This window comes from Streptomyces sp. NPDC040589 (assembly GCF_055594445.1).
In genome coordinates, this window is record NZ_JBVIWP010000002.1 from 574,684 (window position 1) to 588,542 (window position 13,859).

14 protein-coding genes and 2 pseudogenes are annotated in these 13,859 nt (G+C 72.1%); 7 read left to right on the forward strand and 9 right to left on the reverse strand.

Features of this window, described 5'->3' with window-relative positions; all coding sequences use genetic code 11:
* Positions 1-25 precede the first annotated feature (25 nt).
* A complete protein-coding gene (locus ACZ58V_RS09570) occupies positions 26-1,213 on the reverse strand; it encodes a thiolase family protein (protein WP_468184599.1) in 1,188 nt (395 codons plus the stop codon).
* A 146-nt stretch (positions 1,214-1,359) separates the two neighbouring features.
* Between ACZ58V_RS09570 and ACZ58V_RS09575 the strand changes: the two genes are divergently transcribed.
* From ACZ58V_RS09575 to ACZ58V_RS09585, 3 genes are read left to right on the forward strand one after another with little or no spacing between them, the layout of a single operon-like run.
* Positions 1,360-1,590, forward strand: coding sequence for a WhiB family transcriptional regulator (locus ACZ58V_RS09575; RefSeq protein ID WP_468184596.1), 231 nt, complete (start codon positions 1,360-1,362; stop codon positions 1,588-1,590).
* Positions 1,587-2,069: a Dps family protein gene (locus ACZ58V_RS09580; protein WP_405508337.1), complete on the forward strand. Its 483-nt coding sequence runs from the start codon at positions 1,587-1,589 to the stop codon at positions 2,067-2,069. Before ACZ58V_RS09575 ends, ACZ58V_RS09580 begins: the two co-directional genes overlap by 4 nt.
* Positions 2,070-2,104: 35 nt before the next feature.
* Positions 2,105-2,449, forward strand: a complete 345-nt coding sequence (locus ACZ58V_RS09585) for a DUF3140 domain-containing protein (RefSeq protein WP_189725974.1) — start codon at positions 2,105-2,107, stop codon at positions 2,447-2,449.
* A 55-nt stretch (positions 2,450-2,504) separates the two neighbouring features.
* On the opposite strand, the gene ACZ58V_RS09590 is transcribed toward ACZ58V_RS09585, so the two are convergent.
* From ACZ58V_RS09590 to ACZ58V_RS09625, 8 genes and pseudogenes are all read right to left on the reverse strand, one after another.
* Complete coding sequence (locus ACZ58V_RS09590) at positions 2,505-3,194, reverse strand: SDR family NAD(P)-dependent oxidoreductase (protein WP_468184589.1); 690 nt, start codon at positions 3,192-3,194, stop codon at positions 2,505-2,507.
* On the reverse strand, positions 3,191-4,072 hold the full coding sequence (locus ACZ58V_RS09595; protein WP_468184587.1) for a cupin domain-containing protein: 882 nt from the start codon (positions 4,070-4,072) through the stop codon (positions 3,191-3,193). Before ACZ58V_RS09595 ends, ACZ58V_RS09590 begins: the two co-directional genes overlap by 4 nt.
* Positions 4,069-5,433 carry an amidohydrolase family protein gene (locus ACZ58V_RS09600; RefSeq protein ID WP_471289304.1) on the reverse strand — a complete coding sequence of 455 codons (1,365 nt, stop codon included), beginning with the start codon at positions 5,431-5,433 and terminating at the stop codon, positions 4,069-4,071. Before ACZ58V_RS09600 ends, ACZ58V_RS09595 begins: the two co-directional genes overlap by 4 nt.
* Before the next feature lie 45 nt (positions 5,434-5,478).
* Positions 5,479-6,459 (reverse strand): alpha-ketoacid dehydrogenase subunit beta, encoded by a 981-nt coding sequence (locus ACZ58V_RS09605; protein WP_468184582.1) that lies wholly within the window; start codon positions 6,457-6,459, stop codon positions 5,479-5,481.
* Positions 6,447-7,424, reverse strand: a complete 978-nt coding sequence (locus ACZ58V_RS09610; protein WP_468184579.1) for a thiamine pyrophosphate-dependent dehydrogenase E1 component subunit alpha — start codon at positions 7,422-7,424, stop codon at positions 6,447-6,449. Before ACZ58V_RS09610 ends, ACZ58V_RS09605 begins: the two co-directional genes overlap by 13 nt.
* Positions 7,424-8,761, reverse strand: a complete 1,338-nt coding sequence (locus ACZ58V_RS09615; protein WP_468184577.1) for a M24 family metallopeptidase — start codon at positions 8,759-8,761, stop codon at positions 7,424-7,426. The genes ACZ58V_RS09610 and ACZ58V_RS09615 overlap by 1 nt, the downstream gene beginning before the upstream one ends.
* A gap of 52 nt (positions 8,762-8,813) precedes the next feature.
* Positions 8,814-9,452 carry a helix-turn-helix domain-containing protein gene (locus ACZ58V_RS09620; protein WP_471289309.1) on the reverse strand — a complete coding sequence of 213 codons (639 nt, stop codon included), beginning with the start codon at positions 9,450-9,452 and terminating at the stop codon, positions 8,814-8,816.
* An 84-nt stretch (positions 9,453-9,536) separates the two neighbouring features.
* Positions 9,537-10,376 (reverse strand): annotated as a pseudogene (locus ACZ58V_RS09625) (sensor histidine kinase); the annotation flags it as partial.
* Here ACZ58V_RS09625 and ACZ58V_RS09630 point away from each other — a divergent pair.
* The 4 genes and pseudogenes from ACZ58V_RS09630 to ACZ58V_RS09645 all read left to right on the forward strand — a co-directional run.
* Positions 10,376-10,549: pseudogene (locus ACZ58V_RS09630) on the forward strand (response regulator transcription factor); the annotation flags it as partial. The pseudogenes ACZ58V_RS09625 and ACZ58V_RS09630 sit on opposite strands and share 1 nt — an antisense overlap.
* 110 nt (positions 10,550-10,659) lie before the next feature.
* The gene (locus tag ACZ58V_RS09635) at positions 10,660-11,484 is read left to right on the forward strand and encodes a hypothetical protein (protein ID WP_471289311.1); all 825 of its coding nucleotides are present in this window, start codon (positions 10,660-10,662) and stop codon (positions 11,482-11,484) included.
* Between the two features lie 141 nt (positions 11,485-11,625).
* Complete coding sequence (locus ACZ58V_RS09640) at positions 11,626-12,438, forward strand: SAM-dependent methyltransferase (protein WP_468184570.1); 813 nt, start codon at positions 11,626-11,628, stop codon at positions 12,436-12,438.
* 16 nt (positions 12,439-12,454) lie between these two features.
* Positions 12,455-13,858: a type I glutamate--ammonia ligase gene (locus tag ACZ58V_RS09645; RefSeq protein WP_471289314.1), complete on the forward strand. Its 1,404-nt coding sequence runs from the start codon at positions 12,455-12,457 to the stop codon at positions 13,856-13,858.
* The last annotated feature ends 1 nt before the right edge of the window (position 13,859 follow it).

The following is a 13,859-nucleotide window of genomic DNA, read 5'->3' on the forward strand; positions in this document are numbered from 1 at the left end:
CGCCTGGTGGCCCGGGGGGGCCGGTCTACCCCCGTTCGACCAGAAGCGCACTCCCCTGTCCGACCCCCACACACATCGTCGCCAGCCCCCGTCCCGCCCCCGTCCGCCGCATCCGGTGGAGCAGCGTCGTCAGGATCCGGGCGCCCGAGCAGCCCAGGGGGTGGCCCAGGGCGATGGCGCCGCCGCTCGGGTTGACCAGGTCGGGGTCGATGCCGAGCTGGTCGACGCAGGCCAGGGCCTGGGCCGCGAACGCTTCGTTGAACTCGGCCTCCTCGAGGTCGGCGACGCTCCAGCCGGCGCGGGCCAGTGCCTTGCGGGTGGCGGGGACCGGGCCGATGCCCATGACGTCGGGGTGGACACCGGCGGAGGCGCCGGCGACGTAGCGGCCCAGGGACTGAAGCCCCAGTTCGTTCAGGGCCTCCTCACTGACCAGGAGGAGGCCGGCGGCGCCGTCGTTCATCGGGGAGGCGTTGCCCGCGGTGACCGTGCCGCCGTCCCGGAAGACCGGCTTCAGCCGGGACAGCTTCTCGTACGAGGTGTCCTCGCGGACACACTCGTCGGTGTCGACGACCACGCCGTCGGGGCGTGTCACGGGCAGGAGTTCGCCGTCGAAGTGGCCGTTCTTGCGGGCGAGGGCGGCCCGTCGGTGGCTGCGCAGGGCGAAGTCGTCCTGGCGTTCGCGGTCGATGCCGTACCGCGTGGCGACCTCCTCCGCCGTCTCGCCCATGGACAGCAGTCCGTGCAGGTCCCGCATCGCGGGGTTGACCAGGCGCCAGCCGAGGCGGGTGTCGACGGTCTCGATGCGGTGGGGCAGGGCCTCGTCGGGGCGGGGCAGGACGAAGGGGGCGCGGCTCATCGACTCGGAGCCGCCCGCGATCACGATGTCGGCCTCGCCGGCGGCGATGGTACGGGCCGCCGTGGTCACGGCCTCCAGGCCCGACGCGCAGAGCCGGTTGACCGTGGCCCCGGGGACGGACTCGGGGAGACCGGCGAGCAGGGCGGCCATGCGGGCGACGTTGCGGTTGTCCTCACCGGCCTGGTTGGCGGCGCCCCAGTAGACGTCGTCGACGCGGGCCGGGTCCAGCGCGGGCACGTCGCCGACCAGGGCGCGGACCACGGTCGCGGCGAGGTCGTCGGGCCGCACCGAGGAGAGGGCTCCCCTGAGCTTGCCGATGGGGGTGCGGCGGGCGGCCGCGAAGTGGACGGGACGCACGAGAGGACTCCTCACACACCGCACATTAATTAGCACTGCTAGTTTCGGACTATAGCCCCTCGGCCGGCCGCCGTCACGGGCCGCGTTTGCGCCAGTGCGCCCGGGGCACCCGCGCGCTCATGGAGTGGTTGTGGAGCGCCGCCTGCGTGGACGAGGACCCCGAGTTGTTCTTTCCCGTGGGCACGGCGGGCCCGGCCCTGCGGGACGTCGCGGCCGCGAAGCGGATCTGCGCGCGCTGCCCGGTGACCGACCAGTGCCTGAGCTTCGCGCTGAGCAGCGGCCAGGCCTCGGGCGTGTGGGGCGGGACCTGCGAGGAGGAGCGCGACGCACTGCTCCGGACGACGAAGAACGACGCGCGAAGGAGAAGCGCCCTATGACGGCCGTGAGGAGCACCCTGCCCGACGAGGCCCGCCGGGTCTCCTGCGAGGCACTCCAGGACACCCTGGTCGATCTGCTCGGACTCTCGCTGATCGGGAAGCAGGCCCACTGGAACATCGTCGGACCGCGCTTCCGGTCCATCCACCTCCAGCTCGACGAGGTGGTGACGGCCGCGCGGAACTTCGCCGACACGGTCGCGGAGCGGTCCGCGGCGCTCGGTGTGCCGCCGGACGGCCGGCCGGAGACCATCGCCAAGACGTTCACGCTGCCCGCCCCCAAGGAGGGCTGGGTGCGTGACTCGGACGCCGTGCAGGTGCTGGTGGAGTCCCTCCAGGACGCCGTCGGCCGGCTGCGCGAGCGCATCGACGCGACCGAGAAGGCGGACCTGGTCACCCAGGACCTGCTGATCAGCATCACCGCGGAGCTGGAGAAGCAGCGGTGGATGTTCGACGCCGAGAACTTCCCCCGCGAAGGCTGACCGGCGCGCGCACATACGTACGGAAGGGGCACCCGATGACCGACGCCCTCGAACTCGACGCGCTGTGGGAGGACTTCCACCGCGTGGTGAACATGACCTCGCAGGAACTCGCCGCCTGGTTGCGGATGCGGGACGCCGACGAGAACGCGGAGCCACTGCCCGACCAGGCGGGGAGCGAGACCGGACAGCACGTCCTGGCGATCCTCCAGAAACGGCGCACCGACCTGACCGAGGACGATCTGCGGGTGATGCGCAACGTCGTGGACAGGGTCACCTCCCAGGTGGACCTGGAGAACGAGCCGCTGCCCGAGGTGACGGCCGAGGACACACGCCGCCGGCACCGGCTGATGACCGTCGGCCACGATCCGCTGAAGGCGTAGCGGAGAGCCGCGAGCAGCGAGGCGGCCTCCGCCGTGACAAGAGGCCGCCCCCTGCTCAGCCCAGCAACCACCCCCCGTCCACGGTCAGTTCGACCGCGTTGACCGAGCGGTTGCGCAGCAGGAAGTCGACCGCGTCGGCCACGTCCGCCATCGTGGCGAGATTCCCCGTGGGCGTCTCGGTGCGCAGCACGTCGAGCACCTTCTCCGGCTTGGCCTGCCAGTACGGGGTGTCGCCGACGACTCCGGGATGTACGGCGTTGACCCGGACGGGGGCCAGCTCGACGGCGAGGGAGTGCATCAGCCCGCGCACGCCCGCGTTGACGGTCGCCACCGTCGTCGCGCCCGGGTAGGGGCGTTCCTTGGCCTGTCCGCCGAACAGCACGACGGCGCTGTCGTCGTGCAGCCGGGTGCGCAGCGTGTGCACGACCTCGGTGTAGCCGACGAGCTTGAGGGTGACCAGCCGCAGGGCGGCGTCGATGTCGTACTCGGTCACCTTGTTGTCGTCCCGGGAGACACCCGCGAGCACCAGATGGTCGACGCGTCCGACGTCGGCCAGGGCCGCGGTGATCTCCAGCGGCCGGGCCAGGTCGAGGGCGAGGCCCCGGGCGCCGATCTCCTTGGCGACCGTGTCGGCGCGCTGGGCGTCGCGGCCGGTCAGGACGACGTCGTCCCCGTGCTGGGCGCGCAGCCGCGCGAACTCTCGGCCCATCCCCGATGTGCCGCCGACGACAAGGACACTGCTCATGACTCCTCCTCAAGCGCCTGGCGCAGGTAGTCCCAGTCCCGCGTGAACCGGTAGGAGTGCCGTGACGGCGGCTGCGGCGCCTGTGTCTCCAGCCACCGCAGGGGCCCCTGCCCGGCGTTGACGAACCCATGCACACAACCGGCGCCCGCCCACGCGAGGTCGCCGGGTTCCAGCCGGTACCGCTCGCCGTCGAGGGTGGCCTCCGCCACGCCCTCGAGGATCAGATACGTCTCCTCGAAGGGGTGGTCGTGCGTGCCGATGACGCCGTCGGACGCGTACCGCACCATGAACATCGTCGAGGCGACCGCGCCCAGGTCGCCGTCGACCATCATCTTCACGGTGATGCCGCTGTAGACCAGCAGCGCGGTCCGCATGCTCGCCGTGGCGGCCAGCAGGTCCTGGGACTGCTTGCCGGGATCCATCTGGTCGGGCTCGAAATGCCCGAAGGTCCGGGTGCGCGGGTCGCGGACGTCGATCCGGACCGGGGCGCGGGCGGGCAGCTCCGGCACCGCCTGGGTGTCGTGCCCGTAGCGCGCCCGCGGCACGGGGGCCAGCATGTCCGCCCAGCGCCCGCCGGTGTCCCCTGCCCCGCGCCAGGCGTGCGGAACGCCGGTCGGCAGGAGGCCGTAGTCGCCCTCCTCCAGGAGGTACGACCCCTCGGGCACGTCGAGGACCACGGCCCCGTCGAGGACGTGGAAGGTCTCCTCGTACGAGTGCACATGGGCGGGCACCCGGCCGTCCGGCCGCAGTTCACAGAGGCCGAAGCCGGTGTGCACACTGCCGTCGTCCTCGCCGACCAGCGTCCGCCGCCGGTGGCCGTGGCCGTCGTAGGGCGGATCGGGCCGGTCGGCGGCGCGGCGCACCAGGTGGTTCGTCATGCCGTGGCCCTCTCCCCCTTCGCCTCCTTCGCCGCGAGGAGCCGGTCGCGGGATTCCTCGACCAGCCGGCGGGCACGCCCGGTGTCGGCGAGCAGCCTCCCGTCGCGCTTGTGGATCACGCCGTCGACCAGGACGGTGTCCACGTTGGACACGTCCGCGCAGAGGGTCACAGCGGCTGCCGCGTCGTGCACCGGGGAGACGTTCGGCGCGGTGGCGTCGATCGCGACGATGTCGGCGCGCTTGCCGGGCGTCAGGGAGCCGGTACGGTCCTCGAGACCGGCGACGTGGGCGCCGTTGAGGGTGGCGATCTCCAGCATCCGGCGCGCTGTCAGCATGGTGCTGGGCACCGGCATGTTGGCCTGCCAGCAGTCGGCGTTGACACGGGCGCGTTCGGCGCCGAAGGCGGCGCGGATCTGGGTGAACATGTCGCCGGGCACGGTGGTGACGACGTCGATGCTGAGCGAGGGCCGCAGACCGTGCTCGATCGCCAGCATCACGGGCGGCCAGCCGTGCCCCATCTGGAGCTCCACCTGCGGCGCGACCGACACCGTGCCGCCGCTGTCGGCGACCATCCGCCACTCCTCCTCGCTGAGGTAGCAGCAGTGGACGTAGGTCGTGTCCGGGCCGAGGAGCCCCATGCCGTGGAGCTGCTTGACCATGCCGAAGCGGCCGGCGAGGCGCCCCATGGCCACGTGCACGGTGATCGGGATGCCCAGCTCACGCGCCAGGGCCCATTCGGCGGCAACGACGTCGTCGACGCAGAAGCCGGGTCCGCGCGTGGCGAGGCCCATGGTGAGCAGGCCGTCGTCGGAGGCGAAGTGCGTCGACCGGATCCTGCGTACGTCGTCCGCCGGGATCGCGATCCTGCTCTCGAACCAGTACTCGGCGAGGGAGGTGTTGGCGCTGCCGTACGCGTACTGCGCCCGGATGCCGGATTCCTTCAGGCCCTGGATCGCGGCGTCCGGGTGCTCGGGGGTGTTGTTGATGTGCGACCAGTCGACGAGCGTGGTGATGCCGGCGTTGAGGCATTCGAGCGCGCCCGCGAGGTTGCCGGCGTAGACGTCCTCCGGGGTGTAGAGGGGTGCGAAGCTGTCGAGGACGTCGACGAAGTAGTCGTCGAGGGTGGCGTCGGGGGCGACGCCCCGGATCGGGGCCTCCCAGGTGTGACGGTGGGTGTCGACGAAGCCGGGGACGACGATGCGGCCGGTCATGTCGAGAACCTCGGCGTCGGCGCTGATCTCGGGCCGTACGGCCGCGATCCTGCCGTCCTCGACGAGGACGTCCCCCTGGGGCAGGTCCCCGATGTCGGGGTCCATCGAGATCACGTGACCGGAGCGCAGCAGCAGTGTCCTTGTGGTCATCGCGCTTCCTCCCATGGGCTGTTCGGTACGGAGCCGGCGGGCAGCTCAGTAGGCGGCGAGTCTTCGGACCGCCGTGACGACCTTGTCGACGGTGGGGATGACCTGCTCCTCCAGCGCGTCGGCGAACGGCAGCGGGACGCACTCCCCCGTCACCCGCCGCACGGGCGCGTCCAGCAGGCCGAAGCCCTCGTCGGCGACGACCGAGACGACGGTGGCGCCCCAGCCGCCCTGGTACGGGTTCTCCTCGACGGTGACGAGCCGCGAGGTTCTGCCGAGTGAGCCGAGGACGGTCGTGGTGTCCAGCGGGACCAGCGAGCGCAGGTCGATCACCTCCGCCTGGATCCCCTCCCCCGACAGCACGTCGGCGGCCCGCAGGGCCAAGGGCACCATGGAGGCCAGCGCGACGAGCGTGACGTCCGTGCCCTCGCGCACGACGGAGGCCCGCCCCAGCTCGACGAGGTGACCGGGCGGTGGCGGTGTCCCCTTGGTGGCCAGGAGGGCCTTGTGCTCGAAGAAGACCACGGGGTCGTCGCTGCGGATCGCCGCCGCCAGCATGCCGATGACGTCGGCGGGCGTCGCCGGTGCCGCGATCTTCAGGCCGGGGACGGTCAGCGCCCAGTTCTCGGTGGCCTGGGAGTGCTGGGCACCGAAGCCCAGCCCGCCGCCGTTGGCGGTGCGCACGACGAGGGGCACGATCACCTGCCCGCCGGTCATGTAGCGGACCTTGGGGATCTCGTTGGCGAGGTAGTCCCAGCAGCAGGCCAGGAAGTCGGAGAACATGATCTCCGCCACGGGCCGCATCCCGGTCAGGGCGGCGCCCATCGCCGCGCCCACGATGGCCTGTTCGGATATGGGCGTGTCCCACACGCGCTCGGGTCCGAACTCCTTGTGCAGCCCCACGGTCGTCTTGAACACCCCGCCGGCCGCGCCGATGTCCTCCCCGAGGCACACCACCGACGCGTCCCGGCGCATCTCGCGTGCGATGCCCTCGGCGACGGCGTCCCGGTAGGTGATCACGTCCGCCATGCGGCACCTCCGTCGGCCCACACGTCGGTCAGTGCCTCCCGCGGGTCGGGCGGCGGCGCGGCCTTCGCCGCCTCGACCGCCCGCTCCACGACGGCCCGGGCCCGCTCGTCGGCCTCGGTGACCGCCTCCGCCCCGATGCCCAGCTCGGCGAGCCGTCCCCGCGCGAGGTCCAACGGGTCGTGCTTCAGCCACCGTTCGACCTCTTCGGCCGGGCGGTAGGTCGCAGGGTCGGCGCGGCTGTGCCCGTAGTGACGGTAGGTCTCGGCCTCCAGCACGGCGGGCCCGCCTCCGGCCCGGGCCCGCCCCGCGAGCCGTCCCACCGCCTCCGCCACGGCCACCACGTCGTTGCCGTCGACCACCTCGCCCGGGATGCCGTACGCGGGCGCCCGGTCGGCTGCGGGCCGGGGCACCGCCGTGACCTCCGCGATGGGCGTGTACTCCATGTACAGGTTGTTCTCGCACACGAACAGCACGGGCAGTTTCCACACGGCGGCCAGATTGAGGGACTCGTGGAAGGCGCCGATGTTGGTGGCGCCGTCGCCGAAGAAGGCGACAGCGAGCTGCTCGGTCCCCCGCAGCCGGGCCGACCAGGCCGCGCCGACCGCCATGGGGAGGTGGGATCCGACGATGGCGTACGAGCCGAGCATGCCGGTGGCGGCCTTCGTCAGGTGCATGGAGCCGCCCTTGGCCCGGCACAGCCCGGTCGCCCGGCTCATCAGCTCCGCCAGGCACTCCTCGGGCGTGGCACCCCGGGCGAGGGCATGGTGGTGGCCCCTGTAGGTGGCGAACACATAGTCGTCCGGGCGCAGGGCGGCACTCGCGCCCACGGCGATCGCCTCCTGCCCGGCGGCGAGGTGGGTGGTGCCCTTCACCAGCCCCTGGAGGAACAGGTCGTGGGCGGCCTTCTCCGTACGGCGGATGACGGCCATCCGCTCGTAGGCGGCGAGAAGCCGGGCCGGTTCCATCAGCCCGCCCCGTCGCCACGGGAGGTGTTGAGGTGGGACTGGGCCTCGCGGCGGGTGTTCAGTTCGCCGCCCACGGTCCAGTACTTGCGCCCGGCCACGAGCAGTTCCTCGGCGGGGAACTTGGTGATGACCTCGCAGCCGTCGGCGGTGACGACCAGTTCCTCCTCGATACGGGCGGCGGACCAGCCGTCGGCGGCCGGCCAGTAGGTCTCCAGGGCGAACACCATGCCCTCCTCGAGGACTTCGGGGTGGTCGAGGGAGACCAGGCGGCTGAAGATCGGCTTCTCCCAGATCGACAGGCCGACACCATGGCCGTACTGCAGGGCGAAGGCGGCGGTCTCGTCGGCGAAGCCGAACTCCTCGGCGCGCGGCCAGACCTGGACGATGTCGGCGGTGGTGGCGCCGGGCCGGACCAGGGCGATCGCCTGGTCCATGTACTCCCGGCAGCGCACGTACGCGTCTTGTTGCGCGCGGGAGGCGCTGCCCACGGCGAAGGTGCGGTAGTAGCAGGTGCGGTAGCCGAGGTGGCTGTGCAGGATGTCGAAGAAGGCCGGGTCGCCTGGGCGGATCAGGCGGTCGCTGTAGACATGCGGGTGCGGTGAACAGCGTTCGCCCGAGATGGCGTTGACGCCCTCGACGTACTCGCTGCCGAGGTCGTACAGGACCTTGCTGACGACCCCGACGCATTCGTTCTCGCGGACGCCCGGGCGCAGATAGCCGTAGAGCTCCTCGTAGGCGGCGTCGACCATGGCGCAGGCCTGGGTGAGCAGGGCGATCTCGTCGCCGGTCTTGATCCGGCGGGCCTCCAGGAAGACCTGCTGTCCGTCGACGACGTCGATGCCCTCGGCGCGCAGGGCGGCCAGGACCGGCATCTCGGCGACGTCGACGCCGAGCGGTTCGTTCGCCAGCCCGTGCTCGCGCAGCTCGGCGGCGATCTTGGCGGCCACGTCCTCGGCGATCCCGGCGTCCGGGTGGAAGGCGCCGCGCAGGGTGGAGATGCCGGCGCGGGCGCCGGTGGGCGGGCCGCCCTTGCCGTCGCTGTAGTCCAGCCACGGGTTGTACAGCTGGTGGTGGCGGGCGGCGGAGCCGAAGTCCCAGACGACCGGTTCGCCGTCGCGCACCAGCAGGGCGAAGCGGATCAGCTTGTCCATCGCCCAGGTGCCGATGTGTGTGGCCGTCATATAGCGGATGTTGGCGAAGTCGAAGCTGAGCACCGCGCCCAGCTGGGACCGGTTCAGGGACTCGTGCAGCCGGGCCGACCGCTGCCCGCGCAGCCGGTCCAGGTCGATGCGCTCTTCCCAGTCGACGGCGTTGGGGCCGTATGTGCGGATCGCCATGGCGACCACCCCCACTTCGGAGTGAACGCCCGGGTGCCAGGGGTGTCAAGTGTCACTGAACATCGCCGGACACGAACCAGACGCCCACAGCGGGTACCTCTCCATCGTTGCGGTATCGGTGGGGAGTCGTCGACTCGAAGCAGACGGCGTCGCCCGGGCGCACCGTGTACTCGTCGAAACCGAGGGTGAGGATCAGCTCGCCGGAGGTCAGATAGCCGTACTCGGTGCCCCCGTGCCGCATCAGTCCGCCGGAGCCCGCGGAGGAGCCGCCGGGCCGGTAGGTCACCAGCAGGAAGTCGACGTCCGCGCCCGGCACGCGGCCGAGGCGCTCCCATACGACCCCCGAGTCCAGCTCCAGCGTCTCGCGCTCACCCGCGACGGCCAGCGGGCCGATACGCCGCCCCGGGTCGGCGGCGAAGGCCGCGAGGGAGTGCGGGAGGGAACCGGGCGTGCTCGCACCCACCGCGGGCGCCGAGGCCCGTGCGTCGAAGAGGGACTCCACGGAGATTCCGAGGGCCGTCGTGATCGCGTACAGCGTGCTGACCGAGGGCTGGCTCTTGCCGGTCTCGATCTGCGACACGAGACTCGCCGACACTCCGACCTCCCGGGCCAGCGCGCGCAGGCTCGTACCGCGCTCCAGTCGGGCCTGCCGGATACGCGCCCCGACGGGCGGGACGACGGCGGGGGACACGGGCGGCTCCTCTCGCGCTCGGCGGGTGTACAGCTTCATTGAACAGCGCGCGTGAGCCCGGAAGCCAGGTGCAGAGCGGCTCGCTCACTGCTCCCCTGCCGGAAACTCCGCTCGCACCTGCCAGCCCGCTCCCCCGGCGTGCGGCCCCGCGCGCAGTTCGCCGCCGAGCGCGGTCACCCGTTCCGTCAGGCCGACCAGGCCGAAACCGCCGCCGTGGGCGGCCTCCGGGAGCTGGGTGCCGCCATGGCCGTCGTCGGTCACCGTGACCTCCAGCCGGTCGCCTGGGCGGGCCAGGCGGACGGTGACCCGCGTGGCGTCGGCCGCGTGACGCCGTACGTTGGTCAGCGCCTCCTGGACGACCCGGAAGGCCGCCGCCTGCACCTCGTGCGGCAGATCGCCGGAGACGGCCGGGGCGCGGTGCAGGACGGACCTCTGGACCGGGCTCGCGAAGCCCGCCACCAGGTCGGCGATGCCGGCCAGATCGCCGACGGGGCGGCGGTCGGGGGCCTCGGAACCGGTGTCCCGCAGCACGCCGACCGTGCGGCGCATGGAGGCCAGCGCCTCGGTGGCGGAGCGCTCGATACCGGCCAGGACGGGGTCCAGGTCCTGCGGCTGCCGCTCGGCCATCATGCGGGCCACCTGCGTCTGCACGAGGATCCCGGTGACGTGGTGGGCGACGAAGTCGTGCAGGTCGGCGGCGATCGCGACGCGTTCGGCACGGCGGGTATCACCGACCGCGACGGTGCGCCGGTAGTCCAGGGAGCGCAGGTACGCGGCGAGTCCGGCGGTGAGCCCGATCAGGAACAGTCCGATCACGGCGTACGCCGGCACCTCGTCCTGCAACGACCGGAAGTACCGCACCGCCAACAGCAGCAGGGCGACCCCGTCGAGCACACCGCACAGCAGAGCCCACGGCCACGGGCATCCGCCTGGTCGCCCTCGGCCGCACCAACGCCCAGATCGCGGCCGAACTGTACGTCTCGCTCTCCACGGTCAAGACGCATCTGTCCAGCGTCCAGCTCAGACTGGCCGCCCGGAACCGCGTCGAGATCGCCGCCTGGGCCTGGCAGAACGGACACGCGCGGACCGGAGCGTGACGCGTCCGCGCTCCGGACGGCGCTCACCCGAACAGTCCGGTGCCGGTGGTGGCCCGCCGGAGCCGGTGGTGCGCTGAGGACACGCGTCACGTTCTCAGGAGGCACTCCCGATGACCCGTCGTCCGTCCCGTCTCGCCCGCGTTCTCTCCTCCGCCCTGGCGGCAGGCACACTGCTGACCACCGCCGCCTGCTCGGACGAAGGCGACAGAGACGGATCACGCGCGTCGGGGATCACCGCGACACAGGTCGCCGGGAAGCAGCAGACCCCCTCCCCCACCGCCACCCTCACCACGGACGGCGCACGGGCCGCGCTGATCACCGAGGCGGACATCGAGGAAGACTGGAGCCAGGTCAAGGACACGGAGGCCGAGAACTGGCACGACAGCCTGTTCATCGGCACGGTCGACGTCTCCGACTTCCTCACCGCCAAGGCCCAGGCCGCCGACTGCCAGCGGCTCCTCGACTCCCTCTTCGACGACGATCTGCTGGGCAGGCCGTCGGGATCATCCGCGCTGCGCGGCTTCGAGGAGGGCAACTCACGCCTGCTGTACCAGGTCGCCTCCTATGACCGGACCGACCCGCAGGGCGCCATGAACTGGATGGCGACCCTGCCGGACAAGTGCGACCAGTTCACCGTGACCGACGGCGGCGAGAAGCGCACCGTCCAGGTCATCGAGACCTCGCTGCCCAAGGTGGGCGACGCGCGTGAAGGCCTGCGCGTGACGGTGCAGGGCACGACCGGGGGCACCGAGGCCACGCTGACCGTGGACGTCGCCGCCGTACGCGTCGGCAACGACGCCATCACCGTCACGGCGGGCGGGCTCGACGGGGACGAGCAGGACTCCGTCGAACAGGCGGTGAAGATCGGCACCCAGAATCTGAAGGACGTGCTGGCCGGCAAGACGCCCTCTCCGGACCCCAGCGAGGTCGAGTAACACGACGCGCCGCCTTCCCCCACGCCGACGGCCTTCCCGCCTTCCCGCCTCCGCCGATTCCCGGGACAACGTGATCACCGGAACGGCACAATGGCGGCGATGACCGGTCTTCCGGTCGCTCGTGCGAGGAGAGGAAGAGACGTGAGTGAGAGCCACACCCCGCCGAGCGGCTCGGCGCGGCTGAACACCGGTGTGGCGCACAACGCGCGCGTGTGGAACTACTGGATCGGCGGCAAGGACAACTACGAGGTCGACCAGCAGGTCGGCGAGCACGTCGCCGGCATGTTCCCGATCATCCGGGACATCGCCCGGGCGGACCGGGACTTCCTGGGCCGGGCCGTGTCGTTCCTGGCCGGTGAGCGCGGAGTGCGGCAGTTCCTCGACATCGGCACGGGGCTGCCGACGGCGGACAACACCCACGAGATCGCCCAGCGCATCGCGCCCGACTCACGGATCGTCTACGTCGACAACGACCCGATCGTACTGGTGCACGCCCGCACCCTGCTGACGGGCACCCAGGACGGCGTCACCGCCTACATCGACGCCGATGTGCACGACCCGGACGCCATCCTCGAACGGGCCGGGCACACCCTCGACCTCACCCGGCCCGTCGCCGTCATGATGCTGGGCATCCTCAACTTCGTGCTGGACACCGAGAAGGCCCGGGACATCGTGCGCCGTGTGATGGCCGCGGTCCCCTCCGGCAGCTTCCTGGTCCTCACCCACCCCACCTTCGACGACGAACTCGGCGGCGCGGGCCAGATCCCGGCCATGAAGTTCTGGAACGAGAACGCCACTCCCCCGATCACCGCCCGCAGCGGCGAGGACATCGCCGCTTTCTTCGACGGTCTCGAGCTGCTCGAACCGGGCATGGTGTCCTGCGGGCAGTGGCATGCCGAGGCCGGCTCGGCCGTGCTGGTACCGCAGTTCGGCGCGGTGGCCGTGAAGCCCTGACCGGAGGAAGAGGCGTATGACCACCCTTGCCGATCCCGTGCCCGGCGGCCGCCCCGGCGACGTCGAGCGGGCCACCGCCCTGAGCGGCGAGCTCGCCGGCCGGGGCGTGCACGGCGTCGTGCTGTCCTACGTCGACACCGCGGGCATCGGCCGGGTGAAGACCGTCCCGACGGCCCGGCTGGCCTCCGCCGCGGCCTGGGGCGTCGGCATGTCCCCGGTGTTCGACACGTTCCTGGCGAACGACTCCATCGTGACCACCGACGTCCTCGGCTCCCCCGACGGCGACCTTCGCCTCTATCCGGACCTCGACCAGCTGGTGGTGCTGGCCGGGCAGCCCGGCTGGGCGTGGGCGCCGGTCGACCGGATCACGCAGGAGGGGGAGCGGCACCCCGGCTGCACGCGCACGTTTCTGCGCCGGGTCGTCACCGAGGCGGCCGAGCAGCACGGTCTCGCCTTCCGGGCGGCCATCGAGATCGAGTGGACCGTGGCCAGGGGCGACGCACCCGACGACGCGTTCGTGCCCGCGACGACCGGCCCCGCCTACGGCGCCACCCGGCAGGTCGAACTCGGCGACTGCACCGCCGACCTGCTGGCGGCCTGCGCGGCGCAGGGCATCGACGTCGAACAGGTCCATCCCGAGTACGCGGCGGGGCAGTTCGAGATCTCGGTCGGTGCCGTCGATCCGGTGGCGGCGGCCGACCGCAGCGTGCTGGTACGGCAGACCGTCCGCGCGGTGGCCCAGCGGCACGGGCTCCGGGTCTCCTTCGCCCCGGCCGTCGTGGGACAGGGCGTCGGCAACGGCGGCCATGTCCACCTCTCCGCCTGGCGTGACGGCGTCAACCTGCATTCCGGGGGCGAGGGCCGGTACGGCATGACGGCCGAGGCGGAGTCGTTCACGGCCGGCCTCCTCGCCCATCTGCCCGGCCTCACGGCCGTGACCGCCCCGAGCCCGGCGAGCTGTCTGCGACTCAGGCCCTCCCAGTGGGCCGGCGTGTTCACCGCCTGGGGCCGCGAGACGCGGGAGACCGCGCTGCGCGTCATCACCGGCACCGCGGGTCTGCGCGACCAGGCGGCCAACCTGGAGATCAAACCGGTCGACCTGGCAGCCAACCCCTACCTCGCGATCGGCTCCCTGATCGCCGCCGGGCTGGACGGCCTGACGTCGTCCGCCACCCTGCCCGGGGAGATCACCGGGGACCCGGCACGGCTGGCGGAGGCGGAGGCGGCGGCCCGGGGCGTCCGGCGGCTGCCGGTCTCGCTGCAGGAGGCCGTCGAGGAGTTCCGCGCGGACGAACCGCTGCGGGCGGCACTCGGACCGGTCCTGGCCGACGCGGTGATCGCCGTACGGCGGGGCGAACTGGCGTCCGTGGCCGGGCTGGACGACGACCAGGTGGCGGCGGCCTACCGCTGGAAGTACTGAC

What these genes read in the sequence shown, in the direction of transcription:
- ACZ58V_RS09580 (WP_405508337.1), top strand. Translation starts at nt 1,587, where the DNA reads ATGACGGCCGTGAGGAGCACCCTGCCCGACGAGGCCCGCCGGGTCTCC.
- ACZ58V_RS09585 (WP_189725974.1), top strand. Translation starts at nt 2,105, where the DNA reads ATGACCGACGCCCTCGAACTCGACGCGCTGTGGGAGGACTTCCACCGC.
- ACZ58V_RS09590 (WP_468184589.1), bottom strand. Translation starts at nt 3,194, where the DNA reads ATGAGCAGTGTCCTTGTCGTCGGCGGCACATCGGGGATGGGCCGAGAG.
- ACZ58V_RS09595 (WP_468184587.1), bottom strand. Translation starts at nt 4,072, where the DNA reads ATGACGAACCACCTGGTGCGCCGCGCCGCCGACCGGCCCGATCCGCCC.
- ACZ58V_RS09600 (WP_471289304.1), bottom strand. Translation starts at nt 5,433, where the DNA reads ATGACCACAAGGACACTGCTGCTGCGCTCCGGTCACGTGATCTCGATG.
- ACZ58V_RS09605 (WP_468184582.1), bottom strand. Translation starts at nt 6,459, where the DNA reads ATGGCGGACGTGATCACCTACCGGGACGCCGTCGCCGAGGGCATCGCA.
- ACZ58V_RS09610 (WP_468184579.1), bottom strand. Translation starts at nt 7,424, where the DNA reads ATGGAACCGGCCCGGCTTCTCGCCGCCTACGAGCGGATGGCCGTCATC.
- ACZ58V_RS09615 (WP_468184577.1), bottom strand. Translation starts at nt 8,761, where the DNA reads ATGGCGATCCGCACATACGGCCCCAACGCCGTCGACTGGGAAGAGCGC.
- ACZ58V_RS09635 (WP_471289311.1), top strand. Translation starts at nt 10,660, where the DNA reads ATGACCCGTCGTCCGTCCCGTCTCGCCCGCGTTCTCTCCTCCGCCCTG.
- ACZ58V_RS09645 (WP_471289314.1), top strand. Translation starts at nt 12,455, where the DNA reads ATGACCACCCTTGCCGATCCCGTGCCCGGCGGCCGCCCCGGCGACGTC.